Annotated in this window: 15 protein-coding genes and 4 pseudogenes; 12 read left to right on the forward strand and 7 right to left on the reverse strand. The window is 46.3% G+C overall.

The features are described 5' to 3' along the window. Nucleotides 1–888: 888 nt before the first annotated feature. Genes ggt through pgsB form a run of 5 tightly spaced genes read right to left on the reverse strand, consistent with a single transcriptional unit; the run spans nucleotide 889 to nucleotide 4,394 of the window. Nucleotides 889–2,340, reverse strand: coding sequence for a gamma-glutamyltransferase (gene ggt, locus JCM19039_RS18070; RefSeq protein WP_052398925.1), 1,452 nt, complete (start codon nucleotides 2,338–2,340; stop codon nucleotides 889–891). A 14-nt stretch (nucleotides 2,341–2,354) separates the two neighbouring features. Then, nucleotides 2,355–2,546, reverse strand: a complete 192-nt coding sequence (locus JCM19039_RS22560; protein ID WP_052398926.1) for a hypothetical protein — start codon at nucleotides 2,544–2,546, stop codon at nucleotides 2,355–2,357. Between the two features lie 18 nt (nucleotides 2,547–2,564). Beyond that, nucleotides 2,565–2,690 carry a hypothetical protein gene (locus JCM19039_RS26740; protein ID WP_255343700.1) on the reverse strand — a complete coding sequence of 42 codons (126 nt, stop codon included), beginning with the start codon at nucleotides 2,688–2,690 and terminating at the stop codon, nucleotides 2,565–2,567. Between the two features lie 18 nt (nucleotides 2,691–2,708). After that, nucleotides 2,709–3,164, reverse strand: a complete 456-nt coding sequence (gene pgsC / locus JCM19039_RS18075) for a poly-gamma-glutamate biosynthesis protein PgsC (protein WP_042397130.1) — start codon at nucleotides 3,162–3,164, stop codon at nucleotides 2,709–2,711. A gap of 27 nt (nucleotides 3,165–3,191) precedes the next feature. Next, nucleotides 3,192–4,394: a poly-gamma-glutamate synthase PgsB gene (gene pgsB, locus JCM19039_RS18080; protein ID WP_042429841.1), complete on the reverse strand. Its 1,203-nt coding sequence runs from the start codon at nucleotides 4,392–4,394 to the stop codon at nucleotides 3,192–3,194. A gap of 383 nt (nucleotides 4,395–4,777) precedes the next feature. Here pgsB and JCM19039_RS18085 point away from each other — a divergent pair, with 383 nt between their 5' ends. The 4 genes from JCM19039_RS18085 (at nucleotide 4,778) to JCM19039_RS25945 (ending at nucleotide 9,308) form a co-directional block, all read left to right on the forward strand. Beyond that, on the forward strand, nucleotides 4,778–6,250 hold the full coding sequence (locus JCM19039_RS18085) for an amidase family protein (protein ID WP_042429844.1): 1,473 nt from the start codon (nucleotides 4,778–4,780) through the stop codon (nucleotides 6,248–6,250). Between the two features lie 24 nt (nucleotides 6,251–6,274). Continuing rightward, the gene (locus JCM19039_RS18090) at nucleotides 6,275–6,919 is read left to right on the forward strand and encodes a hypothetical protein (protein WP_042429847.1); all 645 of its coding nucleotides are present in this window, start codon (nucleotides 6,275–6,277) and stop codon (nucleotides 6,917–6,919) included. Between the two features lie 1,715 nt (nucleotides 6,920–8,634). Then, a complete protein-coding gene (locus JCM19039_RS25940) occupies nucleotides 8,635–9,030 on the forward strand; it encodes a DUF2294 domain-containing protein (protein ID WP_238545132.1) in 396 nt (131 codons plus the stop codon). Further along, entirely contained in the window at nucleotides 9,027–9,308 is a 282-nt protein-coding gene (locus tag JCM19039_RS25945; protein WP_238545133.1) for a Na-translocating system protein MpsC family protein, read from the forward strand. The genes JCM19039_RS25940 and JCM19039_RS25945 overlap by 4 nt, the downstream gene beginning before the upstream one ends. Nucleotides 9,309–9,627: 319 nt before the next feature. On the opposite strand, the gene JCM19039_RS24590 is transcribed toward JCM19039_RS25945, so the two are convergent. Further along, nucleotides 9,628–9,801, reverse strand: coding sequence for a hypothetical protein (locus JCM19039_RS24590; RefSeq protein WP_193744287.1), 174 nt, complete (start codon nucleotides 9,799–9,801; stop codon nucleotides 9,628–9,630). A 19-nt stretch (nucleotides 9,802–9,820) separates the two neighbouring features. Continuing rightward, nucleotides 9,821–10,992 (reverse strand): annotated as a pseudogene (locus JCM19039_RS28195) (pyridoxal phosphate-dependent aminotransferase). Between the two features lie 254 nt (nucleotides 10,993–11,246). Here JCM19039_RS28195 and JCM19039_RS18105 point away from each other — a divergent pair. From JCM19039_RS18105 to JCM19039_RS18140, 8 genes and pseudogenes are all read left to right on the forward strand, one after another. Beyond that, nucleotides 11,247–13,153: pseudogene (locus JCM19039_RS18105) on the forward strand (cbb3-type cytochrome c oxidase subunit I). Next, nucleotides 13,137–13,753, forward strand: a pseudogene (locus JCM19039_RS18110) (cytochrome (ubi)quinol oxidase subunit III). The pseudogenes JCM19039_RS18105 and JCM19039_RS18110 overlap by 17 nt, the downstream one beginning before the upstream one ends. A 5-nt stretch (nucleotides 13,754–13,758) precedes the next feature. Further along, nucleotides 13,759–14,103: a cytochrome C oxidase subunit IV family protein gene (locus JCM19039_RS18115; RefSeq protein WP_042429849.1), complete on the forward strand. Its 345-nt coding sequence runs from the start codon at nucleotides 13,759–13,761 to the stop codon at nucleotides 14,101–14,103. 126 nt (nucleotides 14,104–14,229) lie between these two features. After that, nucleotides 14,230–14,643 carry a hypothetical protein gene (locus JCM19039_RS18120; RefSeq protein WP_042429851.1) on the forward strand — a complete coding sequence of 138 codons (414 nt, stop codon included), beginning with the start codon at nucleotides 14,230–14,232 and terminating at the stop codon, nucleotides 14,641–14,643. Next, nucleotides 14,643–15,941, forward strand: a complete 1,299-nt coding sequence (locus JCM19039_RS18125; protein ID WP_052398929.1) for a sigma-54-dependent Fis family transcriptional regulator — start codon at nucleotides 14,643–14,645, stop codon at nucleotides 15,939–15,941. Before JCM19039_RS18120 ends, JCM19039_RS18125 begins: the two co-directional genes overlap by 1 nt. A gap of 139 nt (nucleotides 15,942–16,080) precedes the next feature. Next, nucleotides 16,081–17,304 carry an acyl-CoA dehydrogenase family protein gene (locus tag JCM19039_RS18130; protein WP_238545134.1) on the forward strand — a complete coding sequence of 408 codons (1,224 nt, stop codon included), beginning with the start codon at nucleotides 16,081–16,083 and terminating at the stop codon, nucleotides 17,302–17,304. A gap of 15 nt (nucleotides 17,305–17,319) precedes the next feature. After that, nucleotides 17,320–18,119: pseudogene (menB, locus tag JCM19039_RS18135) on the forward strand (1,4-dihydroxy-2-naphthoyl-CoA synthase). 12 nt (nucleotides 18,120–18,131) lie between these two features. Further along, a complete protein-coding gene (locus JCM19039_RS18140) occupies nucleotides 18,132–19,751 on the forward strand; it encodes an AMP-binding protein (protein WP_042429854.1) in 1,620 nt (539 codons plus the stop codon). The last annotated feature ends 17 nt before the right edge of the window (nucleotides 19,752–19,768 follow it).

The following is a 19,768-nucleotide window of genomic DNA, read 5'->3' on the forward strand; positions in this document are numbered from 1 at the left end:
TTTCTTTACACTCCAGACTACAAGTGCAACATCGGTGGCGAAACATCTGCCACCGTGTTTTCTATGCAGTCCAGACTACAAGTGCAACATCGGTATTCAAAATCGCCCCCCATGTTATCTTCACACTCCCGGTCATAAGAGCAACACGGTTCACGTTTCTGCCTACTGGTCACGGTATGAAAAAAAGTTCAAATGCCCCATATATTCATTAATGTGACACTTGAGAAAGAAAAATCATCACTTTAAACGTGGATGCGCACATAAACGGTGTCAACGGTCACAAATCGCGATATATATGACCGTTGAAGACCAAAAGTGATCGGTTAGAGGGCTGGATTGTCACATACGTGTTAGGAGACCACACGCTTGCATCAGGTGGTGGTCATCGGTCACGTCTTTTTACCATTCAGCAAACGTGTTCTGTGTTTCCCACAACCCTTGCAGTAACGAACAACGATCGACATCGAAGTGAGATGAACTTCAACAGACGATCGGTAGGTGTTTGCCTGTAAAGATCGATCTCGGTCATTGGATTCAGAGAAATTCTTTCGTTCAACTTATATAGAATACGATTAAACTAATATATCCGTTAGTTGGAGAAGAGTATTTTACAAAAAATTATGGAAATCTGTTTTTAAAGTAATAGCAACATCGAACGCTAACAGAGCTTTATTTTTATATGGAGGAAACGATCGATTAGAAGTGGACGAGAGCTCAATACCATTGAACCACTGCTTGGCAATGACCTCAGTTTGACGATGATGCGATAAGACACACGGTGGACGTGTAAAGTGAATCGAACACACCACACCTGGTCCCTGTGACAAAAAGGCAATTCAGCAGGTTGCCCAAGCTGCTTTAACTTGTAGAGAGAATAAGAAGAGGAGGTTAGTGGGCATCCCACTCTCCTCCTCTTCTTGAATCAGCTCCGCCAGTAATGATCCCGGCTTCGTCATCGACAACGATACTTTGCACGCTGCCAAAGTAAATGGCGCTTTTCGTGTGATCAACGGTATACCCTTCTTGTTCAAGTGATTCGGTGACGTCTGGAGGGATGCGACCTTCAACAGATATTGTTGGGGAGTGAAAATCATAGAATGATCGATTCGCTTCGATGGCATCTTCAATCGGTTCATCCATTAACAAGTGGCGGACGAGCACTTGCGTAAGTGTCGACGTAATGCGGCGGCCACCAGAGCTTCCAATGCCGATTTTTGGTTGTCCATCAGCTGCAATAATCGTCGGGGTAATATAGCTAATCGGTCGTTTGCCAGGTTCATAGCGATTCGGAGACGTTGTGCTCGCTGAAAAGTTATCCAACTGGTTGTTTAAGAAAAATCCGTCCATGTATATTCCCGACCCAAAAAAGCTACTCAGTGTATTCGTCGCTGAGACCATCATCCCTTCCTCATCAACGATCACAAAATGCGTCGTGTTGCCATCCGTTTCTCCGCCTTCCATATCTTCAGGAAGCGGATCTTTGCCGGTATCGTCAAGAAACTCCTTTGCAAGGTTATCCACGTAATCCGAATCCAAGATGTTCGTTAGCGGCACGTCTACAAATGCAGGGTCACCAATCGTTTGAACTCGGTCTTCGTAAGCGGTGCGGGCAATCCCCCCGACTCGTTTCATAAATTCGGATGGGTTATCCGCCCATTCATCAAGTGACAGCCGCTCCGCCATTTGCAAAGCGTGCACGAGCATCGTCCCCCCTGCAGGGGGTGGCGCCGCGTATACATCCATTCCAGCAAAAGTCGCACGCACCGGATGGCGAACTTGTACGTCATATCCTGCCAAATCTTCACGACCTAACCCGTCAATGCGTGTAATGATCCGGTCCCCAATCGGTCCATGATAAAACGCGCCAGGTCCTTCCTCTTGAATGGTTTTTAACGTTCGCCCTAACTCTTCTTGAACGAGGGGGTCTCCAGGCTCAATTGCTCGACCTCCTGGAAAGAAAACATCTGCGGTCTGAGGCTCTATATGGGAGTACGCATTTTGTAGGTGAGTATGAAGTGTATAAGAAACATCCACTCCGTCCATGGCGAGTTCGATTGCAGGCTCCATGAGGTCCTCGATCGGTTGTGATCCGTAGTTCGCGTTTACCTTTTCCATCCCACGGACGAACCCGGGCACACCAATGCCCGGGTCTGGTTTATTGTTTTGATTCGGTGCGGTCTCTCTGTAATCAAAAGCGACGGGTTCCTGTTCCTCAGGTGCGTGGACAAGCATCAGGCCGCCACCACCGATGCCTGATGCTTGAGGTTCAAGAACACTGATGGCATAAGAGATGGCAACAGCGGCGTCAGCTGCGTTCCCCCCTTGATCAAGAACTTCCATTCCAATCTCTGTCGCTACAGGGTGGTCGGTAGCGACCCCGACGCATCTACTAGTGAATTTGATGGGGTGTCTGTTTTCATTTCGGGTACTTCGGTCCGATCTTCTTCGTGATCTCGCTCATCGCTCGTGAAATTTAAACTCAAAAGAACGACCGCAACGAGGAGGAGAACGATGACGATGATTGTTTCGATTCGACTGCGATTCATTACGATCCCTTCCTTTTCTTACATGAACACGAGTAAAACGAGTAGAGAGGCGACAAACGCAATCATCGTCTGAACGGAAGCATCTTTTTTCTGGTATTTTACTGCACGCACGCACCGTTCTTTAAGTGGTAATGATTGTTGCATGGTATTCCCTCCTGTTTTTTAGACAAACAATAGTTGATACACAAGCAGAATCCCGAATGTAGCTACGCTTAATAGCGTTGTACTTGCCATCGTTGCCACAAATCCTTGTCGCTGAATGGTATTCGCGACAAGGCCTGGGACGATCAAGCCGATCGCTTGCAAATTCCCAACATCTTCAGGTGTGAAATTAAACACGGTGTCAAATGCTAGCTTGAGTATAATTCCGGTTAGGAGCATTGCCGCGAACTTTCTACGGCCATAGAGAATCGTGAAGCGATTGATAATGTGCATGACAACGAGGTACGTTGCAAAGCTAATAAATAAAATGGATGTTGCGTATAGCGGTGAGGTCAAGACGAGTGCAATGTACCCTGGGACAACGAGTCCGGCAGGTACAATACCTGTTTTCTCAGCGAAAAATAAACTGAGTGTCACACCGGCAACGAGGGCGACGGTTACTTCTGCGATATCCATGGTGAGTCTCCTTAATCAAACGTTTGTTTATTGTAGGACTGCGATTTTTTCTTCATTTGTTTTCTGCATGTTTCTAAGCTCTTGTGTTAGCGGCTCGGCAGCTCCGTGAATGTTGCCGACGCCATAAATGACGGTATCTTTTATATAAGGGCGTACTTCTTCAATAATGTCGGCGGTGTCGTAGCTTTCTAGGTTCAGGAACTGGTCTGCGGGAATCTCTCCACGATCAAACGCAGCAGCGATTGGATTCGTCGTTTCTCCGATAGTGACGAGTGTTCTGCACGGCAAGTGCGGCAAAACATCGCTTGCAAATTGTTCTGTGCGTTCGTAACGATCGCTTCGGCAATTCATAATAACAACCGCATCATCGGTTGGGTAACCGAGTGATTTTACCCGGTCCCATATATTAATGGTTGACGCCGCATCATTGGCAGCAAAGCCGTTTACGAGGTAAGAAGGGGTTGAATCGTCAAGGTCAATCGGCATGATTTGTAATGATCCTGGATCAGGCCAAGCATTGAGCATGCCTCGAAACGCTGTTTCGCGATCAATGTCGAGCGCTTCTGCGACGGCAAGAGCAAGTGCCGCGTTCTCTGGAAAGACCATATAGTCAAACTGAAGCAAGTAGGCTTCAGGAATTTTGGTTGTGTCACACACAATGACTCGGGTGTTCCTTTTCTCAGCAATTTCTTTATACATCGGAACGTAGGGGCTGTCGTTGACGATGAGGTGACCATCGTAAGGGATGGTGGCGGTAAAGGCGTGGGCCACTTCATCTAGAGTTGGCCCCATGAGGTCCATGTGATCTTCAAGTACGTTCACGATGACACCGATGTTCGCTTGGAGCATTCGCTCTTGAAAAACGACCTGGTAATCAGGAGTGACAGCCATGCATTCACTGACGATGGCTTCTGCATCTTGGTCGGCGACTTGTTTCATCACATGTTTTTGCTCTCCGATGTTTGGACCTTCTGGTCGGCGCACAATCGGTTCTTCTTGACCACTATACCAATAAAGCATTCTTGCTTGTGTTCCTGTCGTTTTTCCTACCGTTTTAAGCCCTGCTTCTGTAAGAACACCTGTCACGAGGCGAGTGACTGTAGACTTACCGCGTACACCATTTATATTGATGCGTATCGGAATTGAAGAAACATTTTTGTTGTGTTTACGGCTCTCTATAATGCCAAAGACCAGTAATGATAATAAGCAAGTTGCGACGATGAGTAGCATAGATGATCTCCTTTATTCTTTGTACAATTGACATCACTCGTCAGTATACCTACCAAAGATAAACGTGCCATCACAACAACATTAAAAACCATTACGTTTGGATTAAGCATTCGAATGTTTATTATTGGTGTATAATGAAAAACCGAGTAAAATAGGTTGCTCATCCTACTCTATCTGGACGATAAATATAGAAATATCTACCAATAACTGTTTGGCGTTAAGCATGAGCTTAAGAATAGTCCCGAATTCATCTAGAAAATCACGGTGTCATCTCACTGTGATATGGCTGTAACATAACTCAGGAGCTATGACCTAAAATTGTTTTTCTCTCTTGAAAGACGGGAATAGAACTGCAAATAGATCGAGTATTCGGTGTGAGGTGAGTGCAAATGAAAGAATATACAAACTTCGATGCGGTTGGGCTGGCATCTCTCGTCCAAACGGGGCAAGTAAAGGCAAATGAATTAGTAGAAGCGAGCATTGCACGTGCAGAAGTGGTGAACCCGAGTCTGAATGCAATTGTGAAGGAGCGATACGACGGGGCGCGAAAAGAAGCGAAGGAACGTCGTTTTCACAATGAAGCGTTTGCCGGAGTGCCGTTACTACTCAAAAATCTATCACATACAATACAAGGAGAACCAATAACGGCTGGGTCAGCGTTGCTTTCACACCGGGTCGCCCAAAGAGACAGTCACTTTGTCAGTCGACTCAAGAGAGCAGGGTTTATGATGACGGGCTTTACGAACACACCTGAATTCGGCTTAAAAAATATTACCGAGCCGAAGGTGTATGGACCGACCCGCAACCCGTGGGGAGAGGCATTCTCACCTGGGGGATCGAGCGGGGGTGCTGCAGCAGCTGTTGCGGCACGGATTGTACCGGTTGCTGCAGCGAGCGATGGGGGAGGATCGATTCGAATTCCAGCATCGTTTACAAACCTTGTTGGTTTGAAACCGACAAGAGGGAGAATACCCGTTGGTCCAGGGGTAGGAAGGCAATGGCAAGGGGCGGCCATTGATTTTGTTCTATCTCGTTCTATGAGAGATAGCGCACGAGTGTTGGATGAGCTTCAGGTGTATCAAAAAGAAGCCGCATTTCATACGCCCATATATGAAGAAAGTTTTGAGAAGCAAATGGCAACAGCCGAAAAGCATAAACTTCGGATCGCTTGGAGTGATCGTTCCCCTGTCGAGACACCGGTCTCGGAAGATGCGAAGCGGGCTGTGCGTCAAGTTGTACGTTGGTTGGAAACAGAAGGTCATTACATTGAAGAATGCGGTCCAGACATTGAAGGAAAAACGCTTATGGAACAATACTATACGATGAACGCTGGTGAGATGGCTGCCCTATTATCTTCAATAGAACGTGACCTAGGGCGATCAGTAACGCGAGAGGATGTTGAAGTAGAGACGTGGCTGTTGCGTCATTTAGGAGACAGACTTTCCGCGGCTCACTATGCCAGTAGCCTGTCGGCTTGGGATCAAGCGAAAGCCCGTATGGTCAGGTTTCAAGATACATTTGATTTGTACATCACACCAACAACGGCGTTTTCCGCACCGCGTGTTGGGGAGTTGACCCCCACTCACAAAGAAGTTGAACGCTTGTATGAATCTGTGGAGAAGTCAACGGAACAATTGTTTGAAACGGTTTATGAGATGTTTTTGCCAAGCTTAACGTATTCTCCGTTTACACAACTTGCGAACATGACGGGGTTACCGGCGATTTCATTGCCGGTGTACAAGACGTCTGAAGGAATGCCGCTCGGTGTACAAGTAATCACACAAGCAGGACAAGAACACCGTCTACTCCAACTTGGATGGCAACTCGAACAGTCGCCACTTTGGGAAGGAGGATAAGCGGTTTGAAAGGGGGGAAATTCTATGAGGAATCATTCACTAAACATTGTACCAGTTCCAACACAATTTCATGTGCCGATTAACGAAGACGCTGAGCCATTGAGTGTAGCTACACAACAGCAGGTGGATGCCTACTGGCAGCGGGTAAATGCCGATGGCAAGTTCTTTCGCGGTGAACTTTTCATTATTGATTCGATTCATCATACAAATGACGAACTCGTCATCGCAATGAAAGCGAGTGATTACGCCCACCACCTGTATGCAAAGTCCAGCACGTTACCCCCGCAAGAGGCATGCACGATATTAGCACCGGCAGCACTCATTCGAACGAAAGATAATTATTTAATTTTCGGGAGGATGGGTGAACATACAGCAAAACCACGTATGATCCAATGTGTCGGCGGTGGAATTGACGACGCGGATGTCGTGAACGGTGAAATCGACCTTGTTGGAAACGTTCAACGAGAAGTACTGGAAGAAGTCGGACTTTCTACACAAATGATGGAGCACGTGACGTCTATTGGACCTCTTTGCCTCGTGTATCCAGAAGCATATGTGTGGGTCGCGGTGATTTATGAAATTAACATACCGATGCGAAAAGACGAATTTGTATCCTTTTTTGAAGCGCATCAAATGAGACTACGAAGGCTGGTAATGAGCCCGAACTGATGGAGATCATATCGGTAAAGGCGGACCGGAAAAGTCTGCGCACGTTCGTATCAGACCAATCAGATGACTTGATTCGTTATTTGCCGCCTTTGTTAAATGCGATCAAATAGGGTTTTTCAAAGCTTTCACTGTGATTCACTGCCAGAGAGAGTTGCGTTTTCATACGACGTGTGCAAAAGTGAAGCATTAGCCAATTAGCGCATAAGTTGAAAGGTTAAGATTATGGATCAATTTTTATTTAGCTGAAGCGAGTGATTCTTCAGATCAGTGAAGCATCGCCCCCATTCTTATATTTGAAGTGAGCATTACTTCAACTGCTCGTTAACATAAACGCTGTAGGATTTGTATGAGGTAGTAATTCGCTATGGGAGGATATTCTCGAATTTGCTAGCGTTTTTGGATGAAATCTTACCACTGGTCATTCTATGGTAAGATTTTCGTCCCTCGGTCCCCTGGCAATGCTCCGTTCGTGGAAGTTATCGAAATCTTGTAGGCATATGAATCGCTTTAATTTACCTTATCTATAAAAGGAACGATACATTTGTGTGCGCATCGAGTTGAGAGAGCTGTGCAAGTGGGGTTTGGGAATATGTAAGTATGCAAAGAAGGTAAATTTGAATGGGTATCGGTTCTCTACGATGTTGAAGAACGATTTGGCTCATAAACACTTCTATTAGGTAAGCACATGGATATTTCTAGGAGAATGGCGATCTAGATAGAATGAACGTAAGGCTTTCCTGATTTGCGATGTTGGTTGCTGGGTGAAGGGGTAGTGCGGTGCCATTTTGTGCGCAGTTTGTTCCAACTGGATCGCAGGTTCCAGGCTGAAGTGCCAACGACACGTCTGCCCCGCCGGGGCCGAAACGAAACCGAACTCGGTTCGGCGCGGCTTGCGCCGACAGGATGCTAGGTTTATGGCTTGGAAATGCAAAGGATGGTTCTCTGAACCCGTTGCCGCAGGGATGGTGGCACATGCGGGCAAGACGAACGACCGTACTGCGCGCTAGTTTCCCCCATCTGCGCGCAAGTTTGCGGTTTTGACCAATTTTAGCGCCGAATTCGCCAAACTTGCGCGCAGTTTGTTCCAACTTGCGCGCAGATTCCAGGCTGAAGTGCCAACGACACGTCGGCCCCGCCGGGGCCGAAACGAAACCGCACTCGGTTCGGCGCGGCTCGCGCCGATATTATGTGGGTACTTCAGGGCGAGGATGTACATGTAACCTTGTAATCTGCTACCAAGCTTACCATCGGTTCTTGAAGAAATTCTTTCGTTCAACTTATATATATGGTTTTTCGCTGTTTTCGGCACCGTCCGTGTCGATACTCGCCCCAGTATTGGGGATTCCTAGGAGACCCGCGATCTAGATTGCTTCAAAACATCGCTTTTTTTTTCAGATACTGGGCGATCTAGATCGTTATTGAACAGTTTGTTGTTGCTTTCCGCTGCTGGGTGTACTCTGGAGTGAAAACATCTGCCATGAGTGTAATTTACTAAACGACACTTGTTCAAAACCTCTGTTTATTGTGTACGTAAATAAAGTTATGAAATTCATTTATCTACCCACACTACCCATTGGTTTATCTCTTTAGGACTAGGGGAATAGTATAGGCGTGTTATGAAGATGTCCCAGAGCTTTACAGCTCTGACTAATGCACGTACAATACTAAGTGGACGAAAAAAATAATGTTTTCGTCTACAGCTAAGGATGAGCACGATGGAGAAATCGATACAATCTGAACTATCCAGTTACATTGGAAGATTATTTCGTGATAATTTCGGTAAAGGACCGGCTTCGGTTTACGTATCAATAAAAGCCGATTATGTTGTCATTCATTTACGAGACTTTCTAGCACCGATGGAGCGGGTGCTCGTTTCGAAACATCAGAACTTGATGGTTGAAGAAACGAGAGACTTATTAATGGAAGAATTATTACCAGATATTAAAGCAACCCTTCGGGTGCGGCTAGATACTGAAATAGACGAATTGTATTATGACTGGTCTCTTTCAAATCGTTCAGGAATTATTTTGGCAAGGATTAACGCCAATGAATTAAAAGAAGAAGACGACTACCCTGAAAAAGATAATGTCCATGAGCCATTTGCAGAGTGACCGAAGAGGCGGAGAAACAACCGCGATCGGTTCAGTCGTTTTTTGCCAACGATCGCACGCTTGTCGTCTTTCGTGAAGGAATTCTTGTGACGATTGAAAAGGAACTGATTCGGACAGGTTTTGAAGAACATCTTAAGATTACAAAGAGACACCTTGAAAAGAAACTGCTACATGCGGCTGGTTTTGAAGAAATTCTAAAACGAGGTGTTGAGGATATCTTTGTGGATTGGGATTTTCAACGAGATAAAAGCTACATTATATTTACATTGAAACCATAGGTGGGAATGGGCCGGACGATAGTGTCGGACATAAGCCGAAGAGGAGGAGACTCCTTTTCGGCTTTTTTTGCAGTGTACAACGTTTTTTATTTGGAGGGAAGTATTGTGAATCCGTATCTTATCGACCATCACAACAAAATTATACACAAAACACGTTTTATTACCGATCAATGTAACCACAAACACATCCTACATGAAGATAAGCAGTTCACATCCATTGACCAAGAGTGTACGTCTTACGTGCAGCAAGGCTATACGTTTTGTACATACTGTAATCGATGACGAAAACGCGGCGGGGCACGTCGCCACCGCCGCTTTGTTAGGACCGTTTAATAAATAACCATAAGTTCCGTGCGCCGATGAACGCCACAACAAAGCTTGCGGCAAGCACCATCGCCCAGAGCCACAATGGATATTCAATTAATAATGTCGTGAATAATAAAACCATACCGATAAAAACCATAAGCATTCCATTTCGTAACTGTGGATCCATACGAGCCTCCGTGCGGGTTTTAGTGAGAAACGTAGTTGACGAGACGTTTCGCTGCTTCTAATAATACATGGTCAGAGGCGGCGTATGAAAGTCTCAAGTATCCTTCACCAGCGTCTCCAAAGGCGGTGCCCGGTACCGTCGCAACACCGGTATCCTCAAGCAAGCGCAACGCAAATTCGCGAATGTTCGCTTCTTGATGGTGGACGCGAACGAAAAGATAAAAAGCGCCGGCCGCTTCCATGACTTGTAACTGTTCAGTATTGGAAAGAGCATCGGCAAGCAAGGTTCGTCTTAGTGCGAATGAATGACGCATGTATTCAAGAACATCTCCTGCACGTTCCATTGCTGCAAGCGCAGCTTTTTGTGTGAATGCAGGCACGCAGGCTGTGTTAAATTGATGCACCCGGAAAATGCCTTGGTATAAAGGACTTGGAGCATGCAAGTAGCCGATGCGCCATCCGGTCATTGCATACGCTTTTGAAAATCCATTCACTGTAACGGTTCGCTCAGCCATGCCAGGTAAGCTGGCGATGCTCACGTGCTCAGTGCCGTCAGAGATGATTTTCTCATACATCTCGTCAGAAAGTACAATCAAGTTATGTTTCTTGGCGATATTGGCAAGCTGGTCGATTTCTTCTTTGGTCATCACGAGTCCCGTCGGGTTATGTGGCGAATTTACGATGAGCATTTTTGTCTTTGGTGTTATGTGCGCCTCAATCGTCTTGAAATCGACGCTTAGCCGATTGCCGTTTTTTGAGAGCGGGATGTGCACCGGTGTCGCACCAGCTAGGTGCGCAGCAGACTCGTAGTTCGGCCAAGCTGGCTCGGAATTAAGACTTCATCGCCTGGATTCAAAATGGCAAGTATGATGTTTAATACCGCCTCGCTACCCCCAGCTGTGACGATGATTTCATCGGCTTCTGCGCGAACGCCATTATCGTTAAGTAACTTTTGAGCAAGCGCTTCTCGAAGTGCAGGGATGCCGTGGTTCGGTGTATAGTGGGTGTCCCTATCACGCATTGCGTTGATGGCTGCTTGTTGTGCCGCTTCTGGGGTGTCAAAGTCTGGTTCACCGAGCGTCAAGCTGTACACAGGCACGCCGGAGGCGTCTAGCTGCCTTGCTTTTTCCGATAGTTCTCGAATTTTAGAAAATTGAACGTCGTTCATTCGCTTTGCAATCGTCGGTAACATCCGATCACCTCTTTTTGCATTTCTTATATCATATCATGTGGACAACATACACGTATAAATATCTGGGAATCATTACATACTAGTACTGTCTTGATGTGAGAACGTCGAGGCGACCACAAGGATTGGTCCCTTTATGGATGAATTTCTCTAATAATGACCTTCTTCAATGTTTGCGCGCATTGAGGAAGGTTATTTTTTGTTCTGTTCTTGTATGCATAATGGTTGTCGCTAGGGGCAAACTGTTGAAGACTTGCATGAAGGGAGCGAATCGAGTGGTTAGAGAGGCTGCAGAAACGCTGAAAAAGAGTGTTTTATGGGATTTACTGACGACAGTAGACCACAAAAAAATAGCAGTTTTATACTTATTAGCAGGAACGCTATTCTTTGGTAAGGCTGGTTGATGGCAATTATCTTCCGCATTCAGCTCATGTATCCAGAAAGTACAATTTTAAGTGGCCAAACGTACAACGAATTTATTACGATGCACGGAACCATTATGCTGTTTTTAGCAGCAACACCACTTTTGTTTGCATTTATGAACTACATGATTCCACTGCAAATCGGTGCCCGTGATGTGGCATTCCCATTTTTAAACGCATTAGGGTTTTGGTTTTTCTTCTTTGGAGGATTGTTATTAAGTCTTTCCTGGTTTTTTGGGGGTGGTCCTGATGCCGGTTGGACGGCTTACGTGCCCTTGTCGAGTCGAGACTACGCAGGCATAGGACTTGACTTTTATGTGCTCGGTTTACAAATATCCGGGCTCGGTACGCTCATATCAGGAATTAACTTTATTGTGACGATGATTACGATGCGAGCACCAGGGATGACGATGCTTCGTATGCCATTATTTTGCTGGACATCGTTTGTCACGAGCATGCTCATTGTATTCGCGTTCACTCCGCTTGCCGCCGGTCTTGCGTTATTAATGCTTGACCGTATGTTTGGTGGACAATTCTTTATTCCGAGTGAGGGCGGGAATGTTGTGATTTGGCCGCACATCTTTTGGATTTTCGGTCACCCGGAAGTATACATTCTTGTATTGCCTGCATTCGGCATGATATCAGAAATCATTCCTGTGTTTTCAAAGAAGCGATTATTCGGGTATACCGCGATGGTTTTTGCGACGATCATTATCGGGTTTCTCGGGTTTATGGTATGGGTTCACCACATGTTTACGTTGAACTTAGGGCCAATCACGAATTCAATCTTTGCATTGGCAACAATGATCATCGGGATTCCGACGGGGATCAAAATCTTTAACTGGTTGTTTACGATGTGGGGCGGGAAACTTTGGTTTACGACCGCGATGCTCTGTGCGTCCTCCTTTGTTCCGACCTTTGTTCTTGGTGGGGTCACCGGGGTAATGTTGGCAATGGCGCCAGTGACCCATCTATACCACGACACGTATTTCGTCGTTGCTCACTTTCACTACATTATTCTCGGAGGGATTGTTCTCGGTCTATTAGGCGCAACGTTTTATTGGTATCCGAAAATGTTCGGGCACTGTTTGAATGAAACCCTAGGGAAAATTATGTTCTGGATCTTTTATGTCGGTTTTCATTTGACGTTCTTCGTACAACACATTTTGGGTCTCATTGGGATGCCAAGACGGGTGAACGTATACCTTGCTGATCAAGGGTGGGACGGGATGAACCTTATCTCTTCCATCGGATCATACATGCAAGGAGTCGCGATTATCATCTTGCTGATCAACGTCGTTTACTCGGCAATAAAAGCACCAGACAAACCGGTGAATGATCCGTGGGACGGTCGAACATTAGAATGGGCGACCCATACACCTGTACCGGAATACAACTTTGCGCAAACGCCGCAAGTTCGGTCGCTAGACCCGTTGTTTTATGAGAAAGTGCACGGGGATGGAACGATGAAACCTGCAGAGCCAATCGGTGATGTGCATATGCCAAACGGATCGTTTTACCCGTTTCTCATCGCGCTAGGTTCATTCATCGTTGGATTTGGCTTAATTATGTTGCATATGGACGCCTGGATTAACCCGTATATCGTCGTCGGTATCGGTGCAGTTTTAATGTTTGGCTCTATGGCGATGCATTCATGGAAAGAAGATCACGGCTATTACATCACGAAAGAAAACATCGAAGCTATGGAACAGGAGGCGTTGGCAGATGAGCGAAACCGCTGATTTTTCGAAAGGGTTGCCCGCTCACCCGGAACGAGCAACGACCGAAGGTAAGAACAAGTTTGTTGGGTTTTGGGTATTTCTTTCTGGGGAAGTGACGATGTTTGCGACGTTTTTCGGGACGTATCTCGCCTTCGAAACGGTACGGCTTCAGGTCCTGAAGCCGCCGATATCTTCTCCATGCCCCTTGTTTTTATTATGACGATGATTTTATTAACGAGTTCATTGACGAGCGTAATTGCCATGTTTGCGATGAGAAAAAACGAATTTAAGAAAATGAAGCTGTGGTTGTGGATGACTACACTGTTAGGTCTTGCCTTCCTTGGCTTCGAGATATATGAGTTTGTTGAGTACGTGCACTACGGCTTAGGATTTACAACGAGTGCGTTTGCCTCATCGTTTTATTCTCTTGTCGGGCTGCACGGTGCTCACGTCGTATTTGGTCTCGGCTGGATTATTCTATTATTGATACGTTACAACAACGCTGGGATCACACTGACAAACGCACCGAAATTTTATACGTTTAGTCTCTACTGGCATTTCATTGACGTCGTCTGGGTGTTTATTTTTACAGTCGTCTATCTTATGGGAATGGGAGGTTAATCACTATGGCCGACAACTTATCGGAACCCTTTGAGAAAAGCGCCATGACTCAAGAGGATCAAAGAAAGAATCGTGAGGAACAACGCATTCAGTATATCGCTTTTGCGTTTATGATTGTCCTCACACTGCTTGCGTTTATCGCTGTTGGCGCCGACCTCTTGCCTGCTGCTTTTGCAGTTAGTTTTATCATCGTGCTTGCTGTCATTCAAATGTTCTTACAGTTGTACTACTTCATGCACCTAAGAGAGAAAGACCATGGGTGGGCAAACACCTTTATGGTGACAGGATTATTTCTCGTCATCCCAACGATCGTTGCACTCATGTTACTAATCGGTGTTGTCAAGTACTAAACGTCGTAGCGTCGGGGCTATTCCAAGGATTACCATTGGGATGTGCCCCTTTTTTGTTATGCGCCACTTGACGATCTTTCGATTTGTCCATGCTATACTGGAGGAAAAATCGAGAGGAGAGCAACGATGAGACTGTCTCATGGTCAAACTGCGCAACTGACGCGTGTATTTACCGAAGATGATGTGATTCGAAGTATGGAATTGACACAAGACCATTCGCCTGTATACACCGAGCAACACAATGAGTGGACCGACGTTTATCCAGAACCGATACTGCCCGCCCTACTGGCAGAAAGCTTAATTACACAACTGATTAGCACGAAGCTGCCTGGCGTTCCATGCATACTCGTCCAAAAAGATTTGGTCTATTATTCACCTGTACATATTCATGATTCGATTACTGTAGAGTTGATGGTCATTGACATTAATGAAGAACGCAAATGGATTACACAAAAAGTGACCTGTTGGAACTCCAAAAAGAAAGAAGTTATTAAAGGTCAAGTCGTCGTCTTTTTGCTTCCAGAGAAAGTGGAACAGTGATGAGTGTAATTCATGAAGGCGGGACGTTAGGAGCTGTTTACACGGACGCAAAAGGGAAGATTATTGATGTGAGTCAATCTTTTTGCGATCATTTTTTAGAAAATAAAGAGAGTTGGTTAGGGGGATTCATCCACCAATTCATTCATGAGCAAGAAGCCGATCGTGAGATCATTGCAGGCCAAATTGGCGACGTTGCTTGCTTATTTCGAATGGTGGAGCAATCAGAATGCCGTGTTTATTACGTGCTGCTTCGAATCGACGAAGTCGACAGACGCAACTTTAAAGACTGGGTAGCGAGAAACTATGCAGCGTTTCGAGCGAAGCGAGAGAAGAGCGCTTCGGCAATGAGTGAAATCATCGGGCGAAGCGAAGTGTTAGTCAACGTTAAAGAATTGGCTGCCAAAATTGCGACGAGTGATTCAACCGTGTTGTTAAGTGGAGAGAGCGGAACCGGGAAAGAACTGTTTGCTCAAGCGATTCACGAGAGCAGTTCGAGAAGTAATCACCCTTTTGTTGCGGTAAACTGTGTGGCCATCCCTGACGAGTTGTTCGAATCTGAAATTTTCGGGTATGAGGCCGGAGCGTTTAGTGGAGCGAAAAAGGGTGGAAAACCGGGAAAGGTCGAACTCGCCCAGCATGGAACACTATTCTTAGATGAAATCTCAGAACTAAGTTATTTGTCGCAAGGTAAGCTCATGCGTGTGCTACAAGAGCGAGAAGTTGAGCGACTAGGCGGTACGCACAGTGTGAATGTAGACATCCGCGTGATCGCCGCTACGAACAAAAACTTGCAGCAACTTGTGCAAGCCGGAAAGTTCCGTGAAGACTTGTTTTATCGACTGTACGTATTTGATCTGCACATCCCTTCGTTGCGCGAGCGAAAAGAAGATTTAATGACGCTCGCCTACACGTTCATTGAACACTTCAATCATATGCTCGGACGCGACGTTGAGAATATTACCCCGAAACTCGAATCACAAATGCTCGCATATGATTGGCCAGGCAACGTCAGGGAGCTACGTGCATTTATCGAGCGGGGGATGAACATTACAGAAGGAAGCTGGCTCGAGCACGAACATGTATCGTTCTCAACAGTGGCTAACCATCCGACGGCTGTTGGCGTTGTTGAGAGTTCAAACACTCACCAGCGTCTCGATGAAATCGTGCAAAGCGTCGAGAAAGAAGCGATACAGCGAGCGTTGAAAATTGCAGGTGGAGACCGCTCAAAGGCGGCTATTCAGCTTGGAATCCACCTCTCAAGCTTGTATCGCAAGATGACGAAGTACAAAATAGACTAAAACCAAGCATGGGGATCATTTCTTATGCTTGGTTTTTTTTGCCCTTTTGCACATCTGATTCTCACATTCGCGAAAAAGTTCGCAACTATGCGAATGGCTAATCGGGGAACGCCCGATTCCCCAAGGTGGAGAAACTGGCATGAACTTTGCAGTTTTTATGGGCAGCGATAAAAAGGAGGAAATGACGATGCTCGATTTTTCGTTTACAGAAGAACAAGATTATTTTAGAAGGATGCTCAAAGATTTGGCTAAAGATGAGCTCCTCCCCAATTATACAAAATGGGACCGCGAAGGGATTACACCGCGACATCTATGGAAGCGTCTCGGCGATGTTGGCATTACAGGACTGCGCATTCCTGCTGAATATGGAGGGAGTGAGGCAGACTGTGTGACGACAGGAATTGCCGCTGAAGAAATTGGTCGGGGAGATTTTAACTTAACGTATGCGGTGATGCTTAATGCGCTCATCGGGGAGATTATTGCGTCTCATGCGAGTGATAAGCTTAAAGATCAGTATTTGCCGCCGCTTGCTGAAGGGACGAGTATTTTTGGCATTGCGATTACGGAGCCTGATGCAGGTACAGACGCTGGCGGAATTAAATCGACGGCGCTACGAGACGGTGATGGTTATATTTTAAATGGCGAGAAATCAGGAATTTCCGTTGCGACGGAAGCGGATGCGTTTATCGTGTTTGCGAAGACCGATCCGTCTCTTGGGAACCGAGGAATTAGTGCGTTTATCGTGCCGTCCAACTTGAAAGGAGTGGATAGCAGAGGATACGAAGATATGGGCAATGTAGCAATTGGGCGTGGCTCCGTGTACTTTAATGATGTACGCGTACCGGAGAATCACCTCATTGGTGAGGAGAACAAAGGGTTTGCGCAAGTAATGAATGGATTTGACCTCAGTCGATTGCTCATTGGTCTCCAATGTGTGGGCGCCGCTTTCCAAAGTCTTGATGAGACGATAGAACATGTAAAAACGAGAAAAACGTTTGGTAAGGCGCTTGCGACGTATCAAGGCGTATCGTTTCCAATCGTGACGCATTATTCCAAACTAGAAATGCTCAAATGGCAAGCGTATCGCGGGTTATGGCTAAGAGATAACAATAAAAAGCATTCAAAAGAATCGGCTTCGGTAAAGTGGCTCGGACCCTTGTATAGCCAAGAGGCCATTCATGAATGTTTGCTATTAAATGGGCATTACGCATACACGAAAGAGATGCCGCTCGAACAGCGTTTGCGTGATGTGATTGGCCTTGAGATTGGCGACGGTACAGCTCAAGCCAACCAAATGGTCATCGCCAAAGACATCATTGGCAAAGAATACCGCTCGTACACACCTGCAGGAGCATCCACATAATAAGGAGAGATTGTCATGACGTATGAAGATATTGTATTTGAAAAGAACAACGGAATTGCAACGATAAAGATCAATCGCCCCCACGTATACAATGCATTCCGAGGTCAAACGATCCGCGAGTTAATTGCTGCGTTTCGGGAAGCATGGGATGACAACCGCATTGGCGCCGTCATCTTTACCGGTGAAGGCGAGAAGGCGTTTGTGTCGGTGGCGACCAAAAAGAAAAAGGAGACGAAGGCGGTTACGACTATGGTGGTGGGCTCGGAAACGGTATCGGTTTAGAGGTCGAGAACCTGCACAATACGATTCGCAACATTCCAAAACCCGTCATCGCTGCCGTAAATGGCTATGCGATTGGAGGCGGGCACGTGCTTCATGTCATTTGCGACCTCACTATTGCAGCATCAACGGCGAAGTTTGGTCAAAGTGGACCGAAAGTGGGAAGCTATGATGCCGGTTACGGTTCGGCTTATCTCGCAAGAATCGTCGGTGAGAAAAAGGCGCGGGAAATTTGGTATTTGTGTGAGCAATATACAGCAGAGGAGTGTAAAGAGATGGGGCTTGTGAACCGCGTCGTTGCACCAGAACAATTGCAAGGGGCCGCACAGGAATGGGCCGAAAAAATTCTCGAAAAAAGCCCAACAGCGATTAAGATGCTGAAATATTCATTCAATGCTGATTCAGCCAATATTGCTGGCATTTCGCAGCTTGCGATGGGAAGTCTCGCGATGTTCTATGACTCCAAAGAGTCCGAAGAGGGAAAGAATGCGTTTTTGGAAAAACGTCCGGTTGATTTTCACAAATTTCGCCAATAAGGAGGCGTGAGAATGGCATTTGAGACGCGGTTAACTGATGCATACATTGCCCAGTATGAGAACATTTGGCCGAACAAAACGATTCTCGATTATTTTGATCGAGCGGTCGATCGTTATCCGAACAAAGAAGCGATCATTGATAAACGAAGTCGGTTCACGTATGCGGAATTGGCCCAATCCGTCAATCGTGTTGCCCTCGGTTTGCTTGAAGCGGGCTTAAAAAAAGGGGATGTTATTTCGATCCAACTGCCAAATTGGAATGAGTTTGTCATTTTGCATCTCGCTGCTACGAAGATTGGGGCGATTACGAATCCGCTCATCCCGATTTACCGGGACCGAGAAATCGGCTATATGGTGAAGATGGCGGAAACGAAAATGATCGTCGTGCCTGATGAATTCCGGAGCTTTGATTACCCGGCCATGATCGATCGTCTAAAGGATGATTGGCCCCAGCTGGAGCACACGTATGTTGTGGGAGAGAACGTGCCGTCACATATGAAAGCGTTTACCGACCTCACGAATATTGCCTGGGAAGAGCGACTTGACGTGAAAGAACTCGAAGCAATGATCCACGACCCGAATGAGCTGACAGAAATTATCTTTACGTCTGGAACGACAGGTTCCCCTAAAGGAGTGATGCATACGCACAATACGCTCTGTGTATCAACCGACTATTGGATTGAGCGCCTGAAGCTGACCGATGACGATGTGATGTTTATGCCGTCCACGTTCGGGCACCAAACGGGTTTTGGCTACGGGCTACGATTGCCGATTCATTACGGTGGAACAGCGGTCTTCCAAGACGTTTGGAATCCAGAAGTATTTCTCGAGCAAATCAGTACTGAGCGCATTACGTTTACGGCGAGCGCGACCCCGTTTTTGCAAGATGTGGTTGAGTTTGAGGGGTTGGAGAACTATGACTTGCAAACTTTTAGAGCATTTATTGCGTTAGGTGCGCCGATTCCTCGGGCCATCGTGAAAGAGGCAAACGAGAAAGTTTCCTTTTCCATTCTCTCTGGTTGGGGGCAATCAGAGAATGGTCTTGTCACGCTAACGTTGCTCGATGATTCCATTGAGAAGCTGACGGGTACAGATGGAACGACATTTCCTCATATGGAAGTGAAAACGATTGATGAGTACGAAAACCCGTGCCCGCCAGATGTTGAAGGAGCATTGCTCGCAAAAGGGCCGGCACAATTTGTCGGGTATTTAAAGCAACCGGAAGTCACAGAAAGTGAGCATATTGACAATTGGTTTATTACAGGTGACCGGGCAACGATTGATGCGGACGGATACATTCGCATCACTGGTAGAAATAAAGACATTATCATACGCGGTGGAGAGAACATCCCGGTCGCCTACGTTGAGAATATGCTCTATGAACATCCAAGCATCCAGATTGCCCAAATTGTCGCCATGCCTGACGCACGTCTGCAAGAAAGAGCTTGTGCGATGATCGGCATGAAACCAAACGAGACACCCCTTACGCTAGAAGACATTAAGCACTTTTTAGAAGAGAAAGGTGTGGCTAAACAATATTGGCCCGAGCGCGTCGAAGTGCTTGAACAGTTTCCGAGAACACCGAGCAGAAAGATCCAGAAATTCCGCCTTCGAGACATGATTAAACAATAGAGAAACGTGGAGGAAAC

Origin of the sequence: Geomicrobium sp. JCM 19039 (genome assembly GCF_000698145.1) — a bacterium.
Taxonomy (GTDB): Bacteria; Bacillota; Bacilli; order Bacillales; family Marinococcaceae; genus Geomicrobium_A.

Bases quoted from the DNA above. Each gene is read 5' to 3' on its own strand.
- ggt (WP_052398925.1), bottom strand. From the start codon at position 2,340: ATGGAAGTTCTTGATCAAGGGGGGAACGCAGCTGACGCCGCTGTTGCC.
- JCM19039_RS22560 (WP_052398926.1), bottom strand. From the start codon at position 2,546: ATGAATCGCAGTCGAATCGAAACAATCATCGTCATCGTTCTCCTCCTC.
- JCM19039_RS26740 (WP_255343700.1), bottom strand. From the start codon at position 2,690: ATGCAACAATCATTACCACTTAAAGAACGGTGCGTGCGTGCAGTAAAA.
- pgsC (WP_042397130.1), bottom strand. From the start codon at position 3,164: ATGGATATCGCAGAAGTAACCGTCGCCCTCGTTGCCGGTGTGACACTC.
- pgsB (WP_042429841.1), bottom strand. From the start codon at position 4,394: ATGCTACTCATCGTCGCAACTTGCTTATTATCATTACTGGTCTTTGGC.
- JCM19039_RS18090 (WP_042429847.1), top strand. From the start codon at position 6,275: ATGAGGAATCATTCACTAAACATTGTACCAGTTCCAACACAATTTCAT.
- JCM19039_RS25940 (WP_238545132.1), top strand. From the start codon at position 8,635: ATGGAGAAATCGATACAATCTGAACTATCCAGTTACATTGGAAGATTA.
- JCM19039_RS24590 (WP_193744287.1), bottom strand. From the start codon at position 9,801: ATGGATCCACAGTTACGAAATGGAATGCTTATGGTTTTTATCGGTATG.
- JCM19039_RS18115 (WP_042429849.1), top strand. From the start codon at position 13,759: ATGGCCGACAACTTATCGGAACCCTTTGAGAAAAGCGCCATGACTCAA.
- JCM19039_RS18120 (WP_042429851.1), top strand. From the start codon at position 14,230: ATGAGACTGTCTCATGGTCAAACTGCGCAACTGACGCGTGTATTTACC.
- JCM19039_RS18125 (WP_052398929.1), top strand. From the start codon at position 14,643: ATGAGTGTAATTCATGAAGGCGGGACGTTAGGAGCTGTTTACACGGAC.
- JCM19039_RS18130 (WP_238545134.1), top strand. From the start codon at position 16,081: ATGAACTTTGCAGTTTTTATGGGCAGCGATAAAAAGGAGGAAATGACG.
- JCM19039_RS18140 (WP_042429854.1), top strand. From the start codon at position 18,132: ATGGCATTTGAGACGCGGTTAACTGATGCATACATTGCCCAGTATGAG.